This window comes from Paracoccus homiensis, from assembly GCF_900111675.1.
Lineage (GTDB): Bacteria > Pseudomonadota > Alphaproteobacteria > Rhodobacterales > Rhodobacteraceae > Paracoccus > Paracoccus homiensis.
This window is the reverse complement of record NZ_FOHO01000002.1, coordinates 132,726-152,540: the sequence shown is the minus strand read 5'-3', so window position 1 is coordinate 152,540 and position 19,815 is coordinate 132,726. Positions and strand designations below refer to the sequence as shown.

21 protein-coding genes are annotated in these 19,815 nt (G+C 64.9%); 13 read left to right on the top strand and 8 right to left on the bottom strand.

Annotated features, from left to right (window positions below; all coding sequences use genetic code 11):
• The first annotated feature begins 16 nt into the window (after positions 1-16).
• The 6 genes from BMX67_RS03035 (at position 17) to BMX67_RS03010 (ending at position 3,830) form a co-directional block, all read left to right on the top strand.
• On the top strand, positions 17-391 hold the full coding sequence (locus tag BMX67_RS03035; protein WP_090732425.1) for a hypothetical protein: 375 nt from the start codon (positions 17-19) through the stop codon (positions 389-391).
• Between the two features lie 131 nt (positions 392-522).
• The gene (pgsA, locus tag BMX67_RS03030) at positions 523-1,155 is read left to right on the top strand and encodes a CDP-diacylglycerol--glycerol-3-phosphate 3-phosphatidyltransferase (RefSeq protein WP_090732423.1); all 633 of its coding nucleotides are present in this window, start codon (positions 523-525) and stop codon (positions 1,153-1,155) included.
• Positions 1,151-1,396, top strand: coding sequence for a molybdopterin converting factor subunit 1 (gene moaD / locus BMX67_RS03025; RefSeq protein ID WP_175479806.1), 246 nt, complete (start codon positions 1,151-1,153; stop codon positions 1,394-1,396). The genes pgsA and moaD overlap by 5 nt, the downstream gene beginning before the upstream one ends.
• Positions 1,397-1,398: 2 nt before the next feature.
• Entirely contained in the window at positions 1,399-1,833 is a 435-nt protein-coding gene (locus BMX67_RS03020) for a molybdenum cofactor biosynthesis protein MoaE (RefSeq protein ID WP_090732420.1), read from the top strand.
• Between the two features lie 49 nt (positions 1,834-1,882).
• The gene (locus BMX67_RS03015; protein WP_090732418.1) at positions 1,883-2,389 is read left to right on the top strand and encodes a hypothetical protein; all 507 of its coding nucleotides are present in this window, start codon (positions 1,883-1,885) and stop codon (positions 2,387-2,389) included.
• Positions 2,390-2,459: 70 nt separating this feature from the next.
• Positions 2,460-3,830, top strand: coding sequence for a glutamate--cysteine ligase (locus BMX67_RS03010; RefSeq protein WP_090732417.1), 1,371 nt, complete (start codon positions 2,460-2,462; stop codon positions 3,828-3,830).
• A 50-nt stretch (positions 3,831-3,880) separates the two neighbouring features.
• Here the strand turns inward: BMX67_RS03010 and BMX67_RS19845 are convergent, their stop codons facing one another.
• A complete protein-coding gene (locus tag BMX67_RS19845) occupies positions 3,881-4,945 on the bottom strand; it encodes a glycerophosphodiester phosphodiesterase family protein (RefSeq protein WP_090732415.1) in 1,065 nt (354 codons plus the stop codon).
• A 212-nt stretch (positions 4,946-5,157) separates the two neighbouring features.
• Between BMX67_RS19845 and BMX67_RS03000 the strand changes: the two genes are divergently transcribed.
• Positions 5,158-5,580 (top strand): hypothetical protein, encoded by a 423-nt coding sequence (locus tag BMX67_RS03000; RefSeq protein ID WP_090732414.1) that lies wholly within the window; start codon positions 5,158-5,160, stop codon positions 5,578-5,580.
• Here the strand turns inward: BMX67_RS03000 and plsY are convergent.
• Genes plsY through BMX67_RS02985 form a run of 3 tightly spaced genes read right to left on the bottom strand, consistent with a single transcriptional unit; the run spans position 5,577 to position 8,409 of the window.
• A complete protein-coding gene (plsY, locus tag BMX67_RS02995; RefSeq protein WP_090732413.1) occupies positions 5,577-6,170 on the bottom strand; it encodes a glycerol-3-phosphate 1-O-acyltransferase PlsY in 594 nt (197 codons plus the stop codon). The two genes, BMX67_RS03000 and plsY, sit on opposite strands and share 4 nt — an antisense overlap.
• On the bottom strand, positions 6,167-7,450 hold the full coding sequence (pyrC, locus tag BMX67_RS02990; RefSeq protein WP_090732411.1) for a dihydroorotase: 1,284 nt from the start codon (positions 7,448-7,450) through the stop codon (positions 6,167-6,169). The genes plsY and pyrC overlap by 4 nt, the downstream gene beginning before the upstream one ends.
• On the bottom strand, positions 7,447-8,409 hold the full coding sequence (locus tag BMX67_RS02985) for an aspartate carbamoyltransferase catalytic subunit (RefSeq protein ID WP_090732410.1): 963 nt from the start codon (positions 8,407-8,409) through the stop codon (positions 7,447-7,449). The genes pyrC and BMX67_RS02985 overlap by 4 nt, the downstream gene beginning before the upstream one ends.
• A gap of 154 nt (positions 8,410-8,563) precedes the next feature.
• Between BMX67_RS02985 and BMX67_RS02980 the strand changes: the two genes are divergently transcribed.
• From BMX67_RS02980 to BMX67_RS02970, 3 genes are read left to right on the top strand one after another with little or no spacing between them, the layout of a single operon-like run.
• Positions 8,564-9,937, top strand: coding sequence for an MATE family efflux transporter (locus BMX67_RS02980; protein WP_090732408.1), 1,374 nt, complete (start codon positions 8,564-8,566; stop codon positions 9,935-9,937).
• A 30-nt stretch (positions 9,938-9,967) separates the two neighbouring features.
• On the top strand, positions 9,968-10,204 hold the full coding sequence (locus BMX67_RS02975; RefSeq protein ID WP_090732407.1) for an Lrp/AsnC ligand binding domain-containing protein: 237 nt from the start codon (positions 9,968-9,970) through the stop codon (positions 10,202-10,204).
• 42 nt (positions 10,205-10,246) lie between these two features.
• Positions 10,247-11,347: a pyridoxal phosphate-dependent aminotransferase gene (locus tag BMX67_RS02970; RefSeq protein WP_090732406.1), complete on the top strand. Its 1,101-nt coding sequence runs from the start codon at positions 10,247-10,249 to the stop codon at positions 11,345-11,347.
• A 109-nt stretch (positions 11,348-11,456) separates the two neighbouring features.
• Here BMX67_RS02970 and BMX67_RS02965 read toward each other — a convergent pair whose 3' ends face one another.
• The 3 genes from BMX67_RS02965 to BMX67_RS02955 all read right to left on the bottom strand — a co-directional run bounded on the left by BMX67_RS02965 (position 11,457) and on the right by BMX67_RS02955 (position 16,162).
• On the bottom strand, positions 11,457-14,546 hold the full coding sequence (locus BMX67_RS02965; protein ID WP_090732404.1) for a valine--tRNA ligase: 3,090 nt from the start codon (positions 14,544-14,546) through the stop codon (positions 11,457-11,459).
• A gap of 121 nt (positions 14,547-14,667) precedes the next feature.
• Positions 14,668-15,441 (bottom strand): VOC family protein, encoded by a 774-nt coding sequence (locus BMX67_RS02960; protein WP_090732403.1) that lies wholly within the window; start codon positions 15,439-15,441, stop codon positions 14,668-14,670.
• A 1-nt stretch (position 15,442) separates the two neighbouring features.
• The gene (locus BMX67_RS02955) at positions 15,443-16,162 is read right to left on the bottom strand and encodes a DUF1428 domain-containing protein (RefSeq protein ID WP_090732401.1); all 720 of its coding nucleotides are present in this window, start codon (positions 16,160-16,162) and stop codon (positions 15,443-15,445) included.
• 89 nt (positions 16,163-16,251) lie between these two features.
• Between BMX67_RS02955 and BMX67_RS02950 the strand changes: the two genes are divergently transcribed.
• Positions 16,252-16,899: a winged helix-turn-helix transcriptional regulator gene (locus BMX67_RS02950; RefSeq protein WP_090732399.1), complete on the top strand. Its 648-nt coding sequence runs from the start codon at positions 16,252-16,254 to the stop codon at positions 16,897-16,899.
• On the opposite strand, the gene BMX67_RS02945 is transcribed toward BMX67_RS02950, so the two are convergent.
• Entirely contained in the window at positions 16,900-17,331 is a 432-nt protein-coding gene (locus BMX67_RS02945) for an Lrp/AsnC family transcriptional regulator (protein WP_090732397.1), read from the bottom strand. It abuts the gene before it with no gap.
• A gap of 168 nt (positions 17,332-17,499) precedes the next feature.
• Between BMX67_RS02945 and BMX67_RS02940 the strand changes: the two genes are divergently transcribed.
• On the top strand, positions 17,500-18,654 hold the full coding sequence (locus BMX67_RS02940; RefSeq protein ID WP_090732395.1) for a type III PLP-dependent enzyme: 1,155 nt from the start codon (positions 17,500-17,502) through the stop codon (positions 18,652-18,654).
• Between the two features lie 34 nt (positions 18,655-18,688).
• A complete protein-coding gene (locus BMX67_RS02935; protein ID WP_090732393.1) occupies positions 18,689-19,810 on the top strand; it encodes a DUF2235 domain-containing protein in 1,122 nt (373 codons plus the stop codon).
• Positions 19,811-19,815: the final 5 nt, after the last annotated feature.

Genomic DNA, 19,815 nt, shown 5'->3' with positions numbered 1-19,815 from the left:
GCAGAAGGAGGCGAGAATGCCCTTTCCCTTCCACCCCGGCCTTGCCGGGGCTCAACGACGCGTCTTTGCCTATGACGACATGATTGCCCGCGACGCCTGGTCGGATTTCGACGCCGAACTGATCCGGTTCGAGGCCGTCGTGACTGACAACAACATCGCCGGCAGCGATCCGACGCTGCAGGTGCGTGCCCCCGATGGCACCAACTGGACGATCGAGCTGGCAAACCACGCCCGCAACGATCAGGTCGGCCTGACACAGGCACAGGCCCTGCCAGGGGACCCGGTGCAGGTCCATGGCCGCCGCATCCACCATTTCGGCGAAAACCGGATCAAGGCCACGCGGCTGACCATCGGCGAACGTGAATTCCTGTTGTTCCCCGAGGCGCCCTAGGTCCGCCACCGGTATCCAGCCCCGGCGCGGGTCATCGCCTGCGCCGGATTCTGGCCCGTCACGACCCGTGATCGGGCAGGCGCGACATCCGGCCCCTTTCCAACGGGCGCATCTGGGACTAGCTTGCCGGCATGCGCTGGAACCTGCCCAATATCCTGACCCTTCTTCGTCTGCTGGCCGCGCCGGGCGTGCCGCTGATGTTTCTTTATTTTCAGCGCCCCTGGGCCGACTGGGCGGCGCTTGCGCTGTTTCTGGTCGCGGCGATCACCGATTGGTTCGATGGCTATCTGGCCCGCGCCTGGCAGCAGGAAAGCCGATTTGGCGCGGCGATGGACCCGATCGCGGACAAGGCGATGGTGGTTATCGCGATCGTCGTGATCACCGGCTATTCCGGCATGAACCCCTGGCTGATCCTGCCCGCGACGGTGATCCTGTTCCGCGAGGTCTTTGTGTCGGGCCTACGCGAATTTCTGGGTCCGAATGCCAAGCTGTTGAAGGTGACCAAGGTCGCCAAGTGGAAGACGACCTTCCAGATGGTCGCGATCGCGGTGCTTTTTCTGGGCACCGGGCTGGCCTATGTCGAACACGGCAAGGCGCCCCTGGTCGGTGAAACGCGGCTGCCATGGTCCGATACCTGGTCCGATCTGGCCAGCCAGCTTGGGCTGTTGCTGATCTGGGTCGCGGCGGCGCTGACGGCCTGGACCGGCTGGGACTATTTCATCAAGGCCTTGCCCTATCTGAAAGAGCCGCGCGATGATGATTGATGTGCTGTATTTCGCCTGGCTGCGCGAACGGATCGGCGTCCCGCGTGAGCGCGTCGAAACCAGCGCCGCGACCGTGCGCGATCTGGTGGCCGAGCTTGCGGCCCGCGACGATTGGCACGCGGCCGCCTTTGCCGATCTGACCGCCGTGCGCTGTGCCGTCGATCAGGAACTGGTCGATCTGGATGCCGCGCTGACCGATGCGCGCGAGGTCGCGTTTTTCCCGCCGATGACGGGTGGCTAGTCATGGGCGCGCGCGTTCAGGAACAGCCCTTCGATCTTGCGCAGGAATTGCAGGGTTTCGGTGCGGGTGCGGGCGCGGTCGTGACCTTTACCGGCATCGTCCGTGACGACAGTGGCTGCATGGCCGCGCTGGAACTGGAACATTATCCCGGCATGACCGAACAGGCGCTTGACCGCTTTGGTCGGCAGGCGGCGCAGCGGTTCGATCTGATCGACTGGCGCATCATTCACCGCTTTGGCCGGCTGCCGGTCGGGGCGCAGATCATGATGGTCGCGGCTGCCGCACGGCATCGCCGCGCGGCCTTTGATGCCGCCGATTTCATGATGGACTGGCTGAAATCCCGCGCCCCGTTCTGGAAACGCGAGATCGGGCAGGACGGCACGGCGCAATGGGTCGCCGCCAAGGACAGCGACGAACAGGCGCTGGATCGCTGGTGATACCGCGCGTCCGGGTCAGCATGGCGGCCCGCGCGGGCAGGGGGTGGTCATGATCCGGCCCGAACTGCGCGCAACGCTTGGCCGCTGGTCCGAAGCCCTTGTGGCGCTGGCCGTTGCGGCGGCGGGGCTGTGGCTGTTGTTTCTGGGCGGCTATTTCTTTCTGACGCTTGGGGCATTGATCCTCCTGGTCGGGGTCGCGCTGGCCATCGGGGCGTGGCGGCGCCTGCCGTTCCGCCGCGCGATTTCCGCGCCCGGCATGGTCGAAATCATCGAAGGCGCGGTCAGATATTACGGGGCCGAGGTTCTGGGCGGCGAGATCGCCCTGCGCGATCTGATCGAGATCAGGTTGCTGCGCCTGCGCGGGCGCGGTCACTGGCGTCTGCGCAGCCGGTCCGGCGAGGCGCTGTTGATCCCTGTCGATGCCGCGGGGGCCGATGCGCTGGCCCATGCCTTTACCGCGTTGCCGGGGCTGGACATGGGCGCGGTCTCGGCGGCGCTTGCCCATGTCGCGACGCAGGATGACGCGATGCGCACCGTTTGGCTGAGGAATGGCTGACGCGGGTTGACTTGGCGTCTGGCGATTGCCACCTGTGACCGACCGATAACGCGAAAAAGGCCTCTGAACCATGTCGATACCTCAACAGGGCGGGGGCCCGATCGAAAGCCGCGATCAGCTGGCGGCCTATATTGCCGCCGGTGAAAAGCCGCGCGATGCGTGGCGCATCGGGACCGAGCATGAGAAGTTCGGCTATTGCAAGGACAAGAACCTGCCCCTTCCCTATGAGGGCGACTGTTCGATTCAGGCGATGCTGACCGGATTGCAGGAACGCTTTGGCTGGGCCCCGGTGCTGGAACAGGGCAAGATCATCGGGCTGGAACGCGACGGCGCGAATGTCAGCCTGGAACCCGGCGGGCAGCTGGAACTGTCCGGCGCGCCGTTGGAAACCATCCACCAGACCTGCGATGAGGTGAACAGCCACCTGGCCGAGGTGAAGGCCGTGGCCGATCAGATCGGGGCGGGGTTCATCGGTCTGGGGGCGGCGCCGATCTGGTCGCAGGATCAGATGCCGATGATGCCCAAGGGGCGCTATCGCCTGATGACCGATTACATGGATCGCGTCGGAACGCTTGGCAAGCAGATGATGTATCGCACCTGCACCGTGCAGGTGAATCTGGATTTCGCCAACGAGGCCGACATGGTGCAGAAGCTGCGCGTTGCGCTTGCGCTGCAACCGGTGGCGACGGCGCTGTTCGCGAATTCGCCCTTTCTGGACAATCAGCCCAACGGCATGAAAAGCTGGCGCGCGCATATCTGGCAGAATCTGGATGACGCCCGCACCGGCATGCTGCCCTTCGTGTTCGAAGATGGGTTCGGCTACGAGGCATGGGTGGATTACGTCCTCGATGTGCCGATGTATTTCGTCTATCGCGACGGCAAATATATCGACGCGCTTGGCCAGTCCTTCCGCGATTTCCTGAAGGGCGAATTGCCCGCGCTGCCCGGTCAGGTGCCGACTCTGTCGGACTGGGCCGATCACATGACAACCGTCTTTCCCGAGGCGCGGGTCAAGAAGTTCATCGAGATGCGCGGCGCCGATGGTGGCCCGTGGCGGCGTCTTTGCGCGCTGCCCGCGCTGTGGGTCGGGCTGACCTATGACCAGCAGGCGCTGGACGCGGCATGGGATCTGGTCAAGGGCTGGGACCACGAAACCCGTCAGGGCCTGCGCGTCGCGGCGGGGCGCGATGCGTTGCAGGGCGAGGTGAACGGCATCCGGTTGCACGATCTGGCGCGCGAGGTTCTGGCGATTGCCGAACAGGGCCTGCGCAACCGTGGCCGCGAGGGCGCGGGCGGTCTGGTCCCCGATGAGACGCATTTCCTGAACGCGCTGAAGGAAAGCGTCGATACCGGCAAGGTCCCGGCCGATGAGCTGCTGGAGAAATACCACGGTGAATGGCAGGGCGATCTGTCGAAGATCTACGGCGAATATTCCTATTGATCCCGCGGCGAATGGCGGAAGGCACCAATGTGCCTTCCGCGATGTTGTGATCAGGCAGCGGCCTTGCGGCGGCGCAGCCATGCGAAACCACCCAGACCGGCCAACAGCAACGGCATCCCGGCAGGCAACGGCACCGGGGCCAAGTCATAGCTGTCCACGGCGGTGCGGCCGAAATCCGTGTAATCGGTGAAGAACCCGTCCAGACCCCAGTCAAGGAACGGCGTGATCATGGCGATCGCCTCTTCCTGCGACAGCGGGCGGAAGGTGTAGGCATGAACCTTCAGGCCAAGGGCATGGGCCTCGGCGATGAATTCCCGCGTGATCCCCGAGGCGCTGACCCCCACGCCCGTCGCGACCGCGGCGATCTGGGACAGGCTGCTGAACCCGTCGCTGCCGCGCACGCCGAACAGCCCGTCCTGAACCCGCACCGCGCCCAGCTGCGCGATCTCGGCGCTGACGTCGTGACCGGCGATCAGATCGGCCAGATCGGCGACGCTTTCCTTGGAAAAGGTCTGCAGGATCACGCGATCCTCGGCATCTGAAAAGCCCTTGTCTTTCAACGTCTGCACGATCAGCGCGTTCTTGGTCGCGTCATGCGGGGCCTTCGATTCCGGGTAGATGCCGATCCGGGTGCCATTGGCATCGTTATAGGCCGACAGCAGGTCCAGCACCTCGGCGAAGGTCGGCACCTTGTAGGGATCGGCCATGCTGGGCGTAAAGCCGGGATAGGTCGAATCCGGGCGCGACAGCGCGCCGGTCGGCTGGACCGTCAGCGACTTGATCTCGGCCAGGGTGAAATCCTTGACGTAATAGTTCCCGTTCCGGGTGGCGAAAAGATCTTCCACATTGGTCGTGCGGGTCAGCGTGGAATCATGCATGGCGACCAGATGGCCGTCCCTGGTCAGTTGCAGATCCGGTTCGATCAGATCCGCGCCCATCTGCATCGACAGTTCGTATGATCCCAGCGTTTCTTCGGGCAGATAGCCGCTGGCCCCGCGATGGGCGACCACAAGGGGTTTTTCGCCGGTCAGCGTGTTATAGCTGGCGGCGAAGGCGGGCGCGGCGAAGGTGCCGACTGCCAGCGCAAGGCCCAGCCCAAGCATCTGGAATTTCATGGCTTCCTCATCAAGTTATGCGATTGTTGATCGCTTGGGTGTTAACGGTGCGCGTTAACCTTTTTGCGTCTGTCACGTCACGGTTCCGTGACGCTTTCGCATCGGTCCGCTTGGCGCTTTGCACGAGAAGGTGACTGGCGGCGGGTGCCGGGTCGCTTGAAATTGTCGGGGACCGGTGGCACCGGGATGAAAACACGAACTGTGAGGGCAGGATGCGGGCGGATCTGATGGTGTGGGTTCAGCGGCTGGTCGGGCTGGTCTTTGCGACCGGGCTTGTCGCGCTGGTGGCTGTGGTGGCCTTGCTGGTGCGTCAGTCCGAAGGCGTGCCGCCGATGCCGATTTTCATGGGGCTTTTGGGAACGGCGGCGCTGATCCTGCTGGCCGGGGCCTGCATGGGGCTGATCTCGCTTGCGATTTCGGCGCGTCGCGGGGTCGATGCCCTGACCCGCCTTGCGGCACAGGGCAATGCCGGACCTGCCGTCACGACCGGGGCGCAGCGCCCCTTCAGCGCAACGCCCCTGCAAGAGGTTCAGACCCGGATCGAGGACCCCGAAGAACAGCCCGATGTCACCGGCCCGGTCGCGCCGCAGCGCCCGAGCCGTCCTGCCGGGCGTCGGCTGGTGGCCGAGCGTTAGGCCTTCTTGCCGATCTTCGGTTCGCTGCCCTGCAGGATGCGGGCGATATTGGCGCGGTGACGAATGAAGATCAGGGCTGTCATGAACAGGCAGACCAGGATCAGATCGCCGCGTCCCAGAACCATCGCGACCAATGGTGACAGTGCCGCCGCGACCAGTGCCGACAGGCTGCTGATGCGCGACAGCAGCGCCGTCACCAGCCATGTCGCACAGGCGATCAGGCCCAGGGGCCAGTGCAGCGCGATCAGGGTGCCCAGAAAGGTCGCGACACCCTTGCCGCCCTTGAAGCCCAGCCAGACCGGAAAGCAATGGCCCAGAAAGGCGGCGCCGCCTGCGACGATGGCCGCGACCTCGCCGCCAAGATAGCGGGCCAGCAGGACCGCGATCGCGCCCTTGCCGGAATCCAGCAGCAGCGTCGCCAGTGCGGCGGGCTTGTTTCCGGTGCGCAGCACATTGGTCGCGCCGATATTGCCCGACCCGATCTGGCGCAGATCGCCCAGGCCCAGGGCGCGGGTGATCACGATGCCGAACGGGACCGAGCCCAGAAGATAGCCCAGAATTGCGGCCAGCGCGACGAATAGCAGGGTCATGCGGTTTCTCCGAAGACGCGGGTGCCGGCGACCCAGCTTCCCAGAACGCGACCCTGCATGCGGGCCCCGTCAAAGGGCGTGTTCTTTGATTTCGAGGCCAGCTTGAACCGGTCCATCACGAAGGGCGCGTCGGGATCGAACAGCACCAGATCGGCGGGTGCGCCCCGCGATAGCCGCCCTGCATTCAGGCCCAGACGTCGCGCCGGGTTCAGCGACAGCGCGCGCCACAGCTGCGGCAGGCTAAGCCCACCCTGGTGATACAGCCGCAGCGCCGCAGGCAGCAGCGTCTGCAACCCGACCGCGCCGGGAGCGGCGGCTTCGAAGGGCAGGCGTTTGGATTCCTCGTCCTGCGGGGTGTGGAAACTGGCGATCACGTCGATCTGCCCTTCGGCCACCGCCTGCACCATCGCCACCCGATCCTCTTCCGAACGCAGCGGCGGCGTAAAGCGGAAGAAGGTCCGGTAATCGCCCACGTCGAATTCGTTCAGCGTCAGATGGTGGATCGAGATTCCGGCCGTCACATCCAGCCCCGCATCCCGCGCACGCGCCAGCGCGGGCAGGGCGCCCGCGGTCGTGATCTGATCGGCGTGCCAGCGACAGCGCGTCATCGCGACCAGCGACAGGTCGCGATCCAGGCCCATCACCTCGGCCATGGGCGACACGGCGGGGATCCCGTAAAGCGAGGCGAACTTGCCGCTGGTGGCCGCGGCGCCCCTGGACAGGCCCGGTTCCTGCGGATGGCCCACGATCAGCGCATCCAGACCGCGCGCATAGGTCATGCAGCGGGCCAGCAGCTTGGTATCCCCGGTGACACGCACGCCATCGGTAAAGGCCACCGCGCCCAGATCGTTCAGAAAGCCGATCTCGACCATCTCGCGGCCTTCGCGGGATTTGGTCAGCGCGGCCATATGGCGGATGTTGACGGGCGCGTCGGCGGCGCGGCGGGTGACGAATTCCAGCGCCTCGGGCGTGTCGATGGGCGGCATCGTGTCGGGCCGCGCGACGATGGTGGTCACGCCGCCCGCCGCCGCCGCCAGCCCGGCGCTGCGAAAGCTTTCCTTGTGGCGCTCGCCGGGTTCGCCGATCTTGACGCCCCAATCGACCAGACCGGGGGCCAGTGCGCGCCCGCCGCAATCGACGATCCGGGCATCTTCGGGGGCGGCCTCATCCACGGTCGCGCGACTGACGATCACGCCGTCGCGGATCAGCAGGCTGCCGACCGCGTCATCTTGCGTTTCGGGATCGATCAGGCGGGCATTGGTGAACAGTGTCGCGGTCATACCATCACCCCCGTCGCGGCGCGGCCCCGTTCGGCACGCAGGTTGCGGGCCAGCAGGTCCAGTGCCGCCATGCGGACGGCGACGCCCATTTCGACCTGGTCCTGGATCACGCTGCGATTGATGTCGTCGGCGATGGTCCCGTCGATTTCCACGCCCCGGTTCATCGGTCCGGGATGCATCACGATCGCATCGTCGGATGCCAGCGCCAGCTTGTCGGCATCCAACCCCCAGCGGTGGTAATATTCCCGTTCGGACGGGATGAAGCCGCCATCCATACGTTCCTTTTGCAGGCGCAGCATCATGACGACATCGGCGCCCTTCAGCCCTTCGTGCATGTCCTCATAAAGTTCGACCCCCATATCCGCGACCCCGGCGGGCATCAGCGTGGCCGGCCCGATCAGCCGGATGCGGTTTTCCATCTTGCCCAGCAGGATCAGGTTCGACCGGGCGACGCGGCTATGGGCGATGTCACCGCAGATCGCGATGGTCAGACGCTGCAGACGGCCCTTGGCGCGCCGGATGGTCAGTGCATCCAGCAGTGCCTGCGTGGGGTGTTCGTGGCGCCCGTCGCCGGCGTTCAGCACGGCGCAGTTCACCTTTTCGGCCAACAGGTTCACCGCGCCCGAATGGGGATGGCGCACGACCAGCAGATCGGGCTGCATCGCGTTCAGCGTCAGGGCGGTGTCGATCAGGGTTTCCCCCTTCTTCACGCTGCTGGTCTGCATCGACATGTTCATCACATCGGCACCCAGACGCAGGCCAGCCAGTTCGAAACTGGACTGCGTGCGGGTCGAGTTTTCAAAGAACATGTTGATCTGGGTCATCCCTGCCAGCACATCGGAATGTTTCACCGTGCGGCGGTTCAGGGCGACGTAATCCTCGGCCAGATCCAGCAATGAGACGATTTCGTCAGGCGCAAGATGGTCGATGCCCAGAAGGTGACGGGCGCGGAAGCTCATGGGCGGCCTCTGACTGGTCGAAGTTCGGCTTCTCTATCGCAGATGGGAATGAACCCGGCAAGCCGCGCCGGGACCTTGCCGGGCGGACAAGCCAAATTGCCGATGCTGCAAATCCCCGATTGCCGCGTCGCGCGCGCCCGGATATGCCGAAGCCATGCTTGGACGTTACGCCCCTCATGTCGCGGCGACGCTGTCGCTGGGTCTGCCGTTGATCGGCAGCCATCTGGCACGCATGGCGATCGGCGTCAGCGATACGGTGATGATCGGCTGGTACGGGGTCGAGCCGCTGGCCGCGCTGGTGATCGCGACCTCGTTCGTCCATATCCTGTTCTTTCTGGGCATGGGGTTCGGGACTGCCGTGATGGGCCTGATGGCGACCGCCATTGCCCGTGGCGACGAGACCGAGGTCCGCCGCCTGACCCGGATGGCCCTGTGGCTGTCGCTTGGGTTCGGGCTGGCGGTGATGCCGTCGATGTGGTTCTCGCGCCCGGTGCTGCTGGGCCTTGGCCAGACCGAGGTGGTGTCGCAGCTGGCCCAGGATTACCTGCGCATCGCGGGCTGGGGGCTGATGGCCAATCTGGTCGCCCTGACCCTGAATTCCTATCTGGCCGCGCTGGAGCGGACGCAGTTCGTGATGTGGGTCACGCTGGCCGGTCTGCCCCTGAACATCGCGCTGAACTATGCCTTTATCTTCGGCAATCTGGGCGCGCCCGAACTGGGCGTGCGCGGTGCGGCCATCGCCAGCCTGTCGGTGCAGATCGCGGGGGCGCTGGCCCTGGCGATCTATGCCAACTGGCTGCCCATCGCGCGGAAATACGAATTGTTCGTCCGCTTCTGGAAACCCGACTGGCTTGCGATGCGGGCGGTGTTTCTGGTCGGCTTGCCGATCGGCATCACCCTTCTGGCCGAGGGTGCGCTGTTTGTCGCCTCGAACGTGATGATGGGCTGGATCGGGACACCGCAACTGGCCGCGCATGGGATCGCGCTGCAGATCACCTCGATCACCTTCATGGCGCATCTGGGCCTGTCGAATGCCGCAACGATCCGGGTGGGGCAGGCCAAGGGGCGCGGCGATGTGGTCTGGATGCGCGACGCCGCAGTGACCGTGATCGGCTTGTCCCTGCTGTTCGCGGCGCTGTTCATCGCCATCTACCTGATCTTCGCCCGGCCTTTGGTGCAGGTGTTCATGGACCCCGCCGATCCGCAACTGCCGCTGATCGTGGGGATCGGGGCCAGCCTGCTGATGTATGCGGCGCTGTTTCAGCTGACCGATGCCCTGCAGGTCATTGCGATCGGCTTTCTGCGCGGCGTCCACGATACCCGCGTGCCGATGTTCATTGCCGCCTTCAGCTACTGGGCGGTCGGCATGCCGGTCGCCTGGGGGCTTGCCTTCCCGCTTGGCGTGGGGCCCGCGGGGCTTTGGCTGGGTCTTTGTGTCGGGCTGACACTGGCGGCGGTGCTGCTGATGTGGCGCTTTTGGCGCGGGCTTGAACGCGGGGACTGGACCCGCCCCGAACAGCCGGTCTAACCTGCGCCCAACCCACCGACAGGAGGTAACATGCGCCCCGTTTTCGTTCAGTTCCGCTGTGAACCCGGCAAGACCTATCAGGTCGCCGAGGCGATCTATGACCGCGAGATCGTCAGCGAACTCTACTCGACCTCGGGTGAATTCGACCTTCTGGCCAAGATCTACATCCCCGAGGACGAGGATGTCGGCCGCTATCTGTCGGAAAAGCTGTTCGACATCCCCCATATCAGCCGCACGCTGACCACGATGACCTTCCGCGCCTTCTAGCGGCGCTTGCAGCAGCGGGCGGAATGGGCCACCAGTAGCGCCATGAAGATACCGTCATTCGCCCCGATTCCGGCGGGCCTGCCCGCGACCGTTCCCTTTACCGGCCCCGAAACCTTGCAGCGTCGGCGCGGTCGTGACTTCGCCGCGCGTCTGGGGGCGAATGAAAACGGCTTCGGTCCCAGCCCGATGGCCGTCGCCGCCATGGCCGACGAGGCCGCGCTTGCCTGGCAATATGGCGATTCCAGCAGCCACACGCTACGATATGCGCTGGCCGACCATCTGGATGTCGCCCCCGAAAATCTGGTGATCGGCGAAGGCGTGGACGGGCTTCTGGGCCTTCTCGTTCGCCTGATGATCGCGCCGGGCGATGCCGTGGTGACCTCGGACGGGGCCTACCCGACCTTCAACTATCATGTCGCGGGCTTTGGCGGGCTTCTGCACAAGGTGCCCTATCGCGACGATGCCGAGGATCCGCAGGCCCTGGTCCGCCGCGCGCATCAGGTCGGCGCGCGCCTCGTCTATCTGGCCAATCCCGACAACCCGATGGGCAGCTGGCATCCGGGCCATGTCATTCAGGCGATGCTGGACGATCTGCCGCCGAACTGCCTGCTGCTCCTCGACGAGGCCTATGTCGAATTCGCCCCCGAAGATGCGGTCCCGCAGATCACCGCCGACGACCCGCGCGTGATCCGGATGCGCACCTTCTCCAAGGCTTACGGACTTGCCGGGCTGCGCATCGGCTATGCCATCGGCCATCCCGATCTGATCGCCGGGTTCGAACGAATCCGCAACCATTTCGGGGTGAATCGCATCGCGCAGGCCGCGGCCCTTGCCGCGCTGCAGGATCAGGGCTGGCTGGCCGATGTCATCGCTGATGTCGCCGCCGCCCGCGACCGTATCGGCATCATCGCGCGCGCCAATGGCATGACGCCGCTGCCCTCGGCCACGAATTTCGTGGCGCTGGATACCGGGCGCGACGGCGATTTCGCCCGCAGCATCGTCGCGGGCCTCGAGGATGAGGGCGTCTTCATCCGCATGCCGGGCGTCGCGCCACTTGATCGCTGCATTCGCATCAGCTGCGCCCCCGCCGCCGAACTCGACGTCCTGGCCGAGGCACTGCCGCGCGTCCTCGCCCGTCTCTGACGGGCCTCCCCAGGCCGACGACCCATGTCGCTCCGGCCCCGGACGCTTCTTCTTTGTGCAAATACCCAATTTCCGACGGCACGACCGGGCCGCGCCGTCGGCGGTGTCGTCACATCGCCGCCAATTGCGCCAATGCCGTTTTCAGACGCGCCAGATCATCCTCCAGCGCGGCCAGCTTGCCCTGGGTTTCCTCGATCACCTCGGCATCGGCATTGGCGGTGAATTTCGGATTGCCCAGGCGCTTGCGCAGACCCTCGGCGTCCTTTTCCGATTTCGCCAGCGATTTCTGCAATCGCGCCGTCTCGGCCTTGACGTCGATCACATCGCCGATCGGCAGGGCAAAGCTGGCGCCCTGCGCGGCCACCGCGATCATGCCCTGAGCCATCGCGCCATCCTGCGGGGTGTTCACGCGGGCCAGACGTTCGATCAGCGGGGCATTGGCGGCCAGCGCGTCGCGGGCGGGCTGGTCGGCCTCGGTCACGATCAGGTCCAGCTTCGCACCGGCGGGCACGCCCATCTGCGCGCGGGCCGAACGGACCGCCTCGATCAGTGAGATCACCCAGTTCATCTGCCGGTCGGCATCGGTGTCGATCAGCTCCGCGCCGCAGACCGGCCAGTCGCCGTGAACCAGCATCCCGTCGCGATCCCCGGTCAGGGCCCATAGTTCCTCGGTGACGAAGGGCATGATCGGGTGCAGCATCAGATAGCACTGATCCAGAACCCAGCCCATCGTCGCGCGGGTTTCCTCGGCATGATCGCCATCGAACAGCGGCTTGGCGAATTCGACATACCAATCGCAGACCTTGCCCCAGACAAAGGCGTAAAGCCCGGTCGCCGCATCGTTGAAGCGATAGGTTTCCAGCGCGGCATCGGTGGCCATGCGGATGCGCGCAACCTCGCCGATGATCCAGCGGTTCACCGTGTGGCGCGGGTCGGGGCGGGCACCGCCGCCGCGCACGCCGTTCATCTCGGCAAAGCGGGTCGCGTTCCAGATCTTGGTGACGAAATTGCGGTTCGCCTCGACATGCTTCGGCCCCAGCTTGGGGTCGCGGCCCATCGCGGCCATGCTGGTCAGGGTGAAGCGCATGGCATCGGCGCCATATTCGTCGATCAGGGTCAGCGGGTCGATGACATTGCCTTTCGACTTCGACATCTTGGCGCCCTTTTCATCGCGCACCAGCCCGTGGACATAGACCGTGTGGAAGGGGATGTCCTTCACCACTTCCAACTGCATCATCATCATCCGGGCGACCCAGAAGAAGATGATGTCGAACCCGGTGACCAGCACGTCCGTCGGGAAATATTTCTGCATTTCGGGCGTGGGTTCGGGCCAGCCAAGCGTCCCGATCGGCCACAGGCCCGAGCTGAACCAGGTGTCCAGCACATCGGGATCGCGCCAGATCGGATAGACCAGATGCGTCGGATCCTGCGAAACGTTGTAATCGGCCAGCGCCTTGGCCAGCATCTCGATCGCGGCATGGCGGTCTGCCACCTCGACCACGCGGCTGGCCTCCAGCGGCACGGGAAGGCCGGCGATGTCGTCGCGGAACTGGCTGCGCACCTCGTCGAAACTGGCCGCGCAACGCTGCCTGACGCCGGTATGGACCAGCCCGTCGGCCAGCAGGCCGAACAGTTCGACCTCGTCCAGCGCGCCGTCATTTTCGGCATCGGTGAAGTTTTCGACCGACAGGTCCAGCCCATACCACACCGGGATCTGGTGCCCCCACCACAGCTGGCGCGAGATGGTCCAGGGCTCGATGTTTTCCAGCCAGTTGAAATAGACCTTCTTGTGCTGTTCCGGCAGGATCTGGGTGCGACCCGACCGCACGGCCTCCAGCGCGGGGCCGACGATGCGCTGCGTGTCCACGAACCACTGATCGGTCAGCATCGGTTCGATCACCACGCCGGATCGGTCGCCAAAGGGCTGCATGATCGGCTTGTTCTCGACGACCGGGCGCTTTTCCAGATGCTCGGCGCCGGTTTCCTCGTCGATTTCCTTGTGCAGATAGGTGACGGCCAGCCGCTCGGCGCTGATCTGGTCGATGACCCGCTGACGGGCCTCGAACCGGTCAAGGCCGCGCAGATCCTCGGGCACCAGATTGACATTGCTGACATCGCCCACATCCTCGCCCCGCGCGGCGCGGGATGCGATTTCGGCGCTTTCGGCATAGGACAGGCCATCGGCACGCAGCGCGCCCTTGGTGTCCATCAGCGCGTAAAGCGGGATATTGTTGCGGGTCGCGACACCATAGTCGTTGAAATCATGCGCGCCGGTGATCTTGACCGCGCCCGAGCCGAAATCGGGATCGGGATATTCGTCGGTGATGATCGGGATCAGGCGGCGATGTTCCTTGGGGCCGACCGGAATTTCGCACAGCTTGCCGACGATGGGGGCATAGCGGGCGTCATCCGGATGCACCGCAACCGCGCCATCGCCCAGCATGGTTTCGGGGCGGGTCGTGGCGATGGCGATATAGTCGCGGGTCTCGCGCAAGGTGACGTTGCCGTCCTCGTCGCGTTCCACGTATTCATAGGTCTCGCCCCCGGCCAGCGGGTACTTGAAATGCCACATATGGCCGGGAACCTCGCGGTTCTCGACCTCCAGATCGCTGATCGCGGTTTCGAAATGCGGGTCCCAGTTCACCAGACGCTTGCCGCGATAGATGATGCCCTTGTTGTAAAGATCGACAAAGACGCGGATCACGGCGTCATGGAAATTGCCGTCCTCGCCCGCGGGCGCACCGGGGGCACCCGACATGGTAAAGGCGTTGCGCGACCAGTCGCAGGACGCGCCCAGCCGTTTCAACTGGTTCATGATCGTGTCGCCGGATTCCTGCTTCCACGCCCAGATCTTTTCGACAAAGGCGTCGCGGCCGATCTCGCGGCGGTTCGGTTCGCCGCGCTGTGCCATCTGACGTTCCACGACCATCTGGGTCGCGATGCCGGCATGGTCCTGGCCGGGCTGCCACAGCGTGTCGAATCCGCGCATCCGGTGCCAGCGGACAAGGATGTCCTGCAGCGTGTTGTTGAAGGCATGGCCGATATGCAGGCTGCCGGTCACGTTGGGGGGCGGGATCATCACGGTGAAGGTCTCGCTGCGCGAGGCGTTGACCCCGGCGGCAAAGGCACCCTTGCGTTCCCATTCGTCGCTGATGCGGGCCTCGGCGGCCTTGGCGTCAAAACTCTTGTCCATGCTCATCTTTGATGATCCCCTTGCTTGGGGACCGGATTAGCGAAGCACGCGCCAAAGGCCAAGAGATGCGGGCGTAAAACAATGCGGGCGGCCGTGATGAACCGCCCGCATTTCCGCGCGGCGGTGGCTATTTCGGCCCGACCACGGCGAAATGGGCACCTTGCGGGTCGCGGGCGACGGCGATGAAGGCCCCGCCCGGCACCTCTTGCGGGCCGTGGATCAGGGTGCCGCCCTGTTCGGTGATCCGCGTCATCGCGCCCTGAACGGCATCGACCCCGAAATAGGGCAGCCAGTTCGAGACAGGCGCCGCGCCCAGCCCCATCATGCCGCCGATATCCGTGCCCTGATGGGCGAACAGCTGATAGCTGCCCATCTCGCCCATGTCGATCGCGGTGGATCTGGTCCAGCCGAACAGCCCGGCATAGAAATCGAAGGCGGCGGCGGGATCGCTGCTCATCAGTTCGTTCCAGTTGGCATGACCGGACCTCTGCTGATCAAAGGCGGTGCTGTCGCTGCCATCCTCCATCGGCAGGGGTTGCAGGATGCCGAAACCCGCGCCTGCCGGATCGCCCGCGATGGCAAAGCGCCCGGTGCCGGGGATGTCGGCGGGTTCGCGATGGATATGCCCGCCCGCCGCGATAATGTCGCGGGCCGCCTGATCGGCGTCGTCCACGGTGAAATAGATCGTCCACAGCGGCGGCATGTCGGGCACATCCTCGGGCATTTCCATCAGTCCCGCGACCATGTCATCGCCCATCCGCGCCAGATGATAGGAGAACCCCTCCATCCCCGAATCCGCGATCCGCCATCCCAGAACGGCGGCGTAGAAATCCCCGGCTTTGGCCAGGTCGCCCTTGCCGGTTGTCAGCTCATACCAGCAGGGCGTGCCATGTGCGGTCATGTCAAAGGCTCCTTTCATCGAAGACGGGCTGGAAACCCGCCCAGAACATGCGGGTGCCGTCGAAGGGCATTTCGGGCATCTCTTGCCCGGCCATGTCGTCCTGCATCCTGCGCGCGGCCTTGTCGCAGGTGGAGCGGTCGGGCCATTCGATCCATGACAAGACCGGAACCTCGCCATCCTTGGCCTGTGTCGCGCGATAGAAATCGGTCAGCTGTCCGTGCGGGACATCATTGCCCCATGTTTCTATCATGAAACTGGCGCCGTGGTCGCGAAACATCTGTTCGGCGCTGGCTGCCATGTCGGCATAGGCCTGTTTTCGTTCGGCCGGCACCGCCAGAACGAACCCCTGGACATAACGGCCCGGCTGCGACGTGCCGAACTGAAAGATCGGGTCGAAACCGCCGAAAAACACGCGCTTGCCATCGAAAGGCATCGTCATCGCCGCCATGTCGGGGTCGTCCATCATCTGCTGCCATGCCGCGTCGCAGGTGGCCTTGTCGGGCCATTCGACCCAGGAAAACGTGAGCGTTTCATCGGGTCCGGCCTGCGTGGCGCGGTGAAAGTCGGTCTTTTTACCATGCGGAACATCCGCGCCCCAGCATTCGACCTGCCGCAGCGCGCCATGGCGGCTGAGGATCCGCCAGGCATCACGGCAATGGGCGACATAGGCATCCTTTTCTGCGGTGGGGACGGCGGCGACAAAGCCGGAATAGTAAGTCATGCGAACTTCCCTCCTCGTGAGGTTCGGGGTTGCTTACGACTCGCAGCATGGCGCTTGCAGTATGAAAAAGCAACTTTTAGTATGAAAAGATGACTGATCGCACCGACATCTCCCGCATCCGCTATGACGAAGGCTGCCTTGCCGCCCATGCGCTGAATGTCGTGGGCGATCGCTGGGCGCTGTTGGTGGTGCGCGAACTGATGCTGGTGCCGCGTCGCTTTCAGGCGATCCGCGCAGGTCTTCCGGGAATCACGGCGGCTGTCCTGACCCAGCGGTTGGGCCAGCTGACGCAGTCCGGGGTGGTGACGCATGACAGGGCGACGGGGCTTTATGCGCTGACCCCGTCGGGGCAGGGGCTGCTGCCCGTGTTGCAGGCGATGTGCCGCTGGGGTGCGCTGCATCCGGGCCATGATCCGCGCCGCTTCATCAGCCCGACGGCGCTGATGATCTCGATGACGGCGATGATCGACCGGCGGGCGGCACAGGGCCTTCGGACCGTGGCCGGGTTCCGGTCGGGGACGGACAGCTTTCTGATGCGCCTGGAGGGCGATGGCGGTGCGACGGTCACGACCGGCGCCGAGGGGGGCGAGTTCTGGCTGGAAGGCGACGGAAACGCGCTGGCCATTGCGGTCTATGGGCCGATGCCGTTGACAGGATCGGTCGCGTCGGGGGCGATCCATGCGCAGGGGGATCTGACCGCCGCACAGCGGTTCATCGATCTGTTCAGGCTGCGCTGATCACAGTGCGCGGTCCAGCTTGGTCCCCAGATGGATCAGGCTTTCCGACGTCTTCACCCCGTCGATGGCCCCGATCCGGTCCAGAATCTCGTCCAGTTCGCCCGTCGTGCTGGTCGCCAGTTGCAACAACAGGTCGACGCGGCCACTGGTGGTGTGCACCCGCTCGACCTGCGGGATCTGTTTCAGCCGGGTCAGGATCCCCGGCAGGCTGCGCGATTCGAGCGTCAGAAGAACCGTCGCGCGGATGCGGTTGATCCGCGCCCCGTCGCCCAGACGCACGGTATAGCCCGCGATCGCCCCGGTGTTTTCCAGCCGTTCCAGCCGCGCTTGAACCGTCGACCGGGCCACCTTGACCCGCCGCGCCAGCACCGCGACCGACAGGCGTGCGTCCTGCGACAGCTGCGCCAAGATGTTGCGATCCAGATCGTCCATGCAGCTTTACCGATTCTTCGTCAAAATGACATGAAGTTCGGCAATATAACTGGTCTAAGATGCAAAACTACCCTTTTCATCGGTGAAATCGGAACCCAAAAGCGCCATTCTGGCTTGGGACCACCAAGTCTTACCGCTAAGCTGTTTCCTATGCGCGAAAGGACACCCATGGGACATCACAAGACCGTCTGGGACAACCCGGCCGAGTTGATCCGCACCCTTCAGCCTGAAAATCCGGTTCTGGCCTTTGCGCCGACCGTGCTGCAGGAACGGGCAAAAAGGTTTATCAAGGGATTTCCGGGGCTTGTGACCTATGCCGTCAAGTCCAACCCAGAAGAGGCCGTGATCCAGAATCTGGTGACGGCCGGGATCCGTGGCTTTGACGTTGCCTCGCCCGCCGAGATCGACCTGATCGGTCGTCTGGCCCCGCAGGCCGCGCGCCACTACCACAACCCGGTCCGCGCGCGATCCGAGATTGCCCATGCCGTGACCGCCGGCGTGCTGGCATGGTCTGTCGACAGCCGGTCCGAACTGGAAAAGCTGTTCGAACTGGTCCCGACCAGCGTCGATGGTGCCGCGGTCGAGATCTCGCCACGGTTCAAGCTGCCGGTGCTGGGCGCGATCTATGATTTCGGGTCCAAGTTCGGGGCCGATCCCGAATTGGCCGCCGAACTGCTGAAGGCCGTGGCCGAGCGTGGCTATACCCCGTCGCTGACCTTCCATCCGGGCACGCAATGCGTCGATCCGGTGGCGTGGGAAAGCTATATCCGCGTCGCCAAGGACATCTGCGATGCCGCGGGCGTCAAGGCGGTGCGGTTGAATGTCGGGGGCGGTTTCCCCTCGCATCGCGTGACCGGGGTCGAGCCCGAACTGGAAACGATCTTCCAGAAGATCGGCGACACCACCCAAGAGGTGTTCGGCGCCGACGCGCCAGCCCTTGTATGCGAACCGGGCCGTGGCCTGTGCGCGGATGCCTATTCGCTGATCACGCGGGTCAAGGCGGTGCGCGACGGCCACAGCATCTTTCTGAATGACGGCGTTTACGGCGGGCTGGCCGAACTGCCCATCGTGGGCAATCTGGACCGCGTGCAGGTCGTCACGCCCGCCGGGATCACCCGCGAGGATGATCTGACCGGACGCGTGATCTTTGGCCCGACCTGCGATTCCGTCGACCGTCTGCCGGGTGAACTGAGCCTGCCGCAGACCGTGGCCGAGGGGGATTACCTGATTTTCCACGGGGCCGGCGCCTATTCGACCGTCACCAACACCCGCTTCAACGGCTTCGGGGCCCTGACCCACGCGACCGTGATGGAATTGCAGTAAGCTTTTCCTGACCTTCGCGTGCTAGCCTTCGGTGATGCCAGCGATTCGACCACCTCTGACCCATGTCATCCTGATCGACGGGACCTTCGCTTCGCTGGCCGAGGGTCGCCGCAGTTCGGTCGGGCGGATCCATCGGATGCTGACGGGGGGCTATGGCCCGACCAATGGCGACCTGATGCGGGTGTTCTATGCGCAGGGGCAGCAATGGAATCGCTGGCGCACCATTCCCGAACTGGCGATGGGGCGCGGGCTGACGCTGCGGATCATCGACGCCTATGGCTGGCTGGCCAGCCGTTACCGCCCCGGTGACCGGGTCTACATGTTCGGCTATTCCCGCGGGGCCTTTGCGGTGCGCAGCCTCGCGGGGATGATCGCGCGGGTCGGGCTGCTGCGCCCGGATGCCGCGACCGAACGGAATATCCGTCTTGCCTGGCGTTACTACAGCGAAGGGGGCAGCGACGCGGTCATCGCTACGTTCCGGCGTCGTCGCGGCCAGGATGATGTGCCGATCCAGATGCTGGGCTGTTTCGACACGGTGATGGCGCTGGGGATCCGGCTGCCCGTGCTGTGGATGCTGACCGAACCGCGCTTCAGGTTCCACGATACGCATATGGCGGGCAATGTCCTGCACGGCTTTCAGGCGCTGGCGCTGGATGAAACCCGCGCGGCCTTTGCCCCGGTCATGTGGGACGACAGCAATGATGCGCAACGGATCGAACAGATGTGGTTCCGCGGGGCCCATGCCGATATCGGCGGACAATTGTCGGGCTTCGAATATGCGCGGCCCTTGGCGAATATTCCGCTGGTCTGGATGCTGCGCCATGCGCAGGAACAGGGGCTGCCCATGCCGCAGGACTGGCAACGCCATTTCGAATGCGACGCGACCGCGCCCTCGATCGGCAGCTGGCGCCGCTGGGGCAAGGCGTTTCTGGCCCGTGCGCCCCGGCTGGCCGGTCAATACCAGACCGAAAACCTGCACCAGACCGTGCCGCGCCCCTATCCCGGCCCGGCGATCCTGACCCGTGATCTGGCAGAGTTCGCCGCCGATGTGCAGAAACGGCGCATCCTGCCGCGGCGCGCCGTCATGGCCGATGGCCAAGCCGGCCCCGAGGTCACGCAGCCCGGCGATGATGGCGGAAGCGCCGCACAGTCCTGAACGCG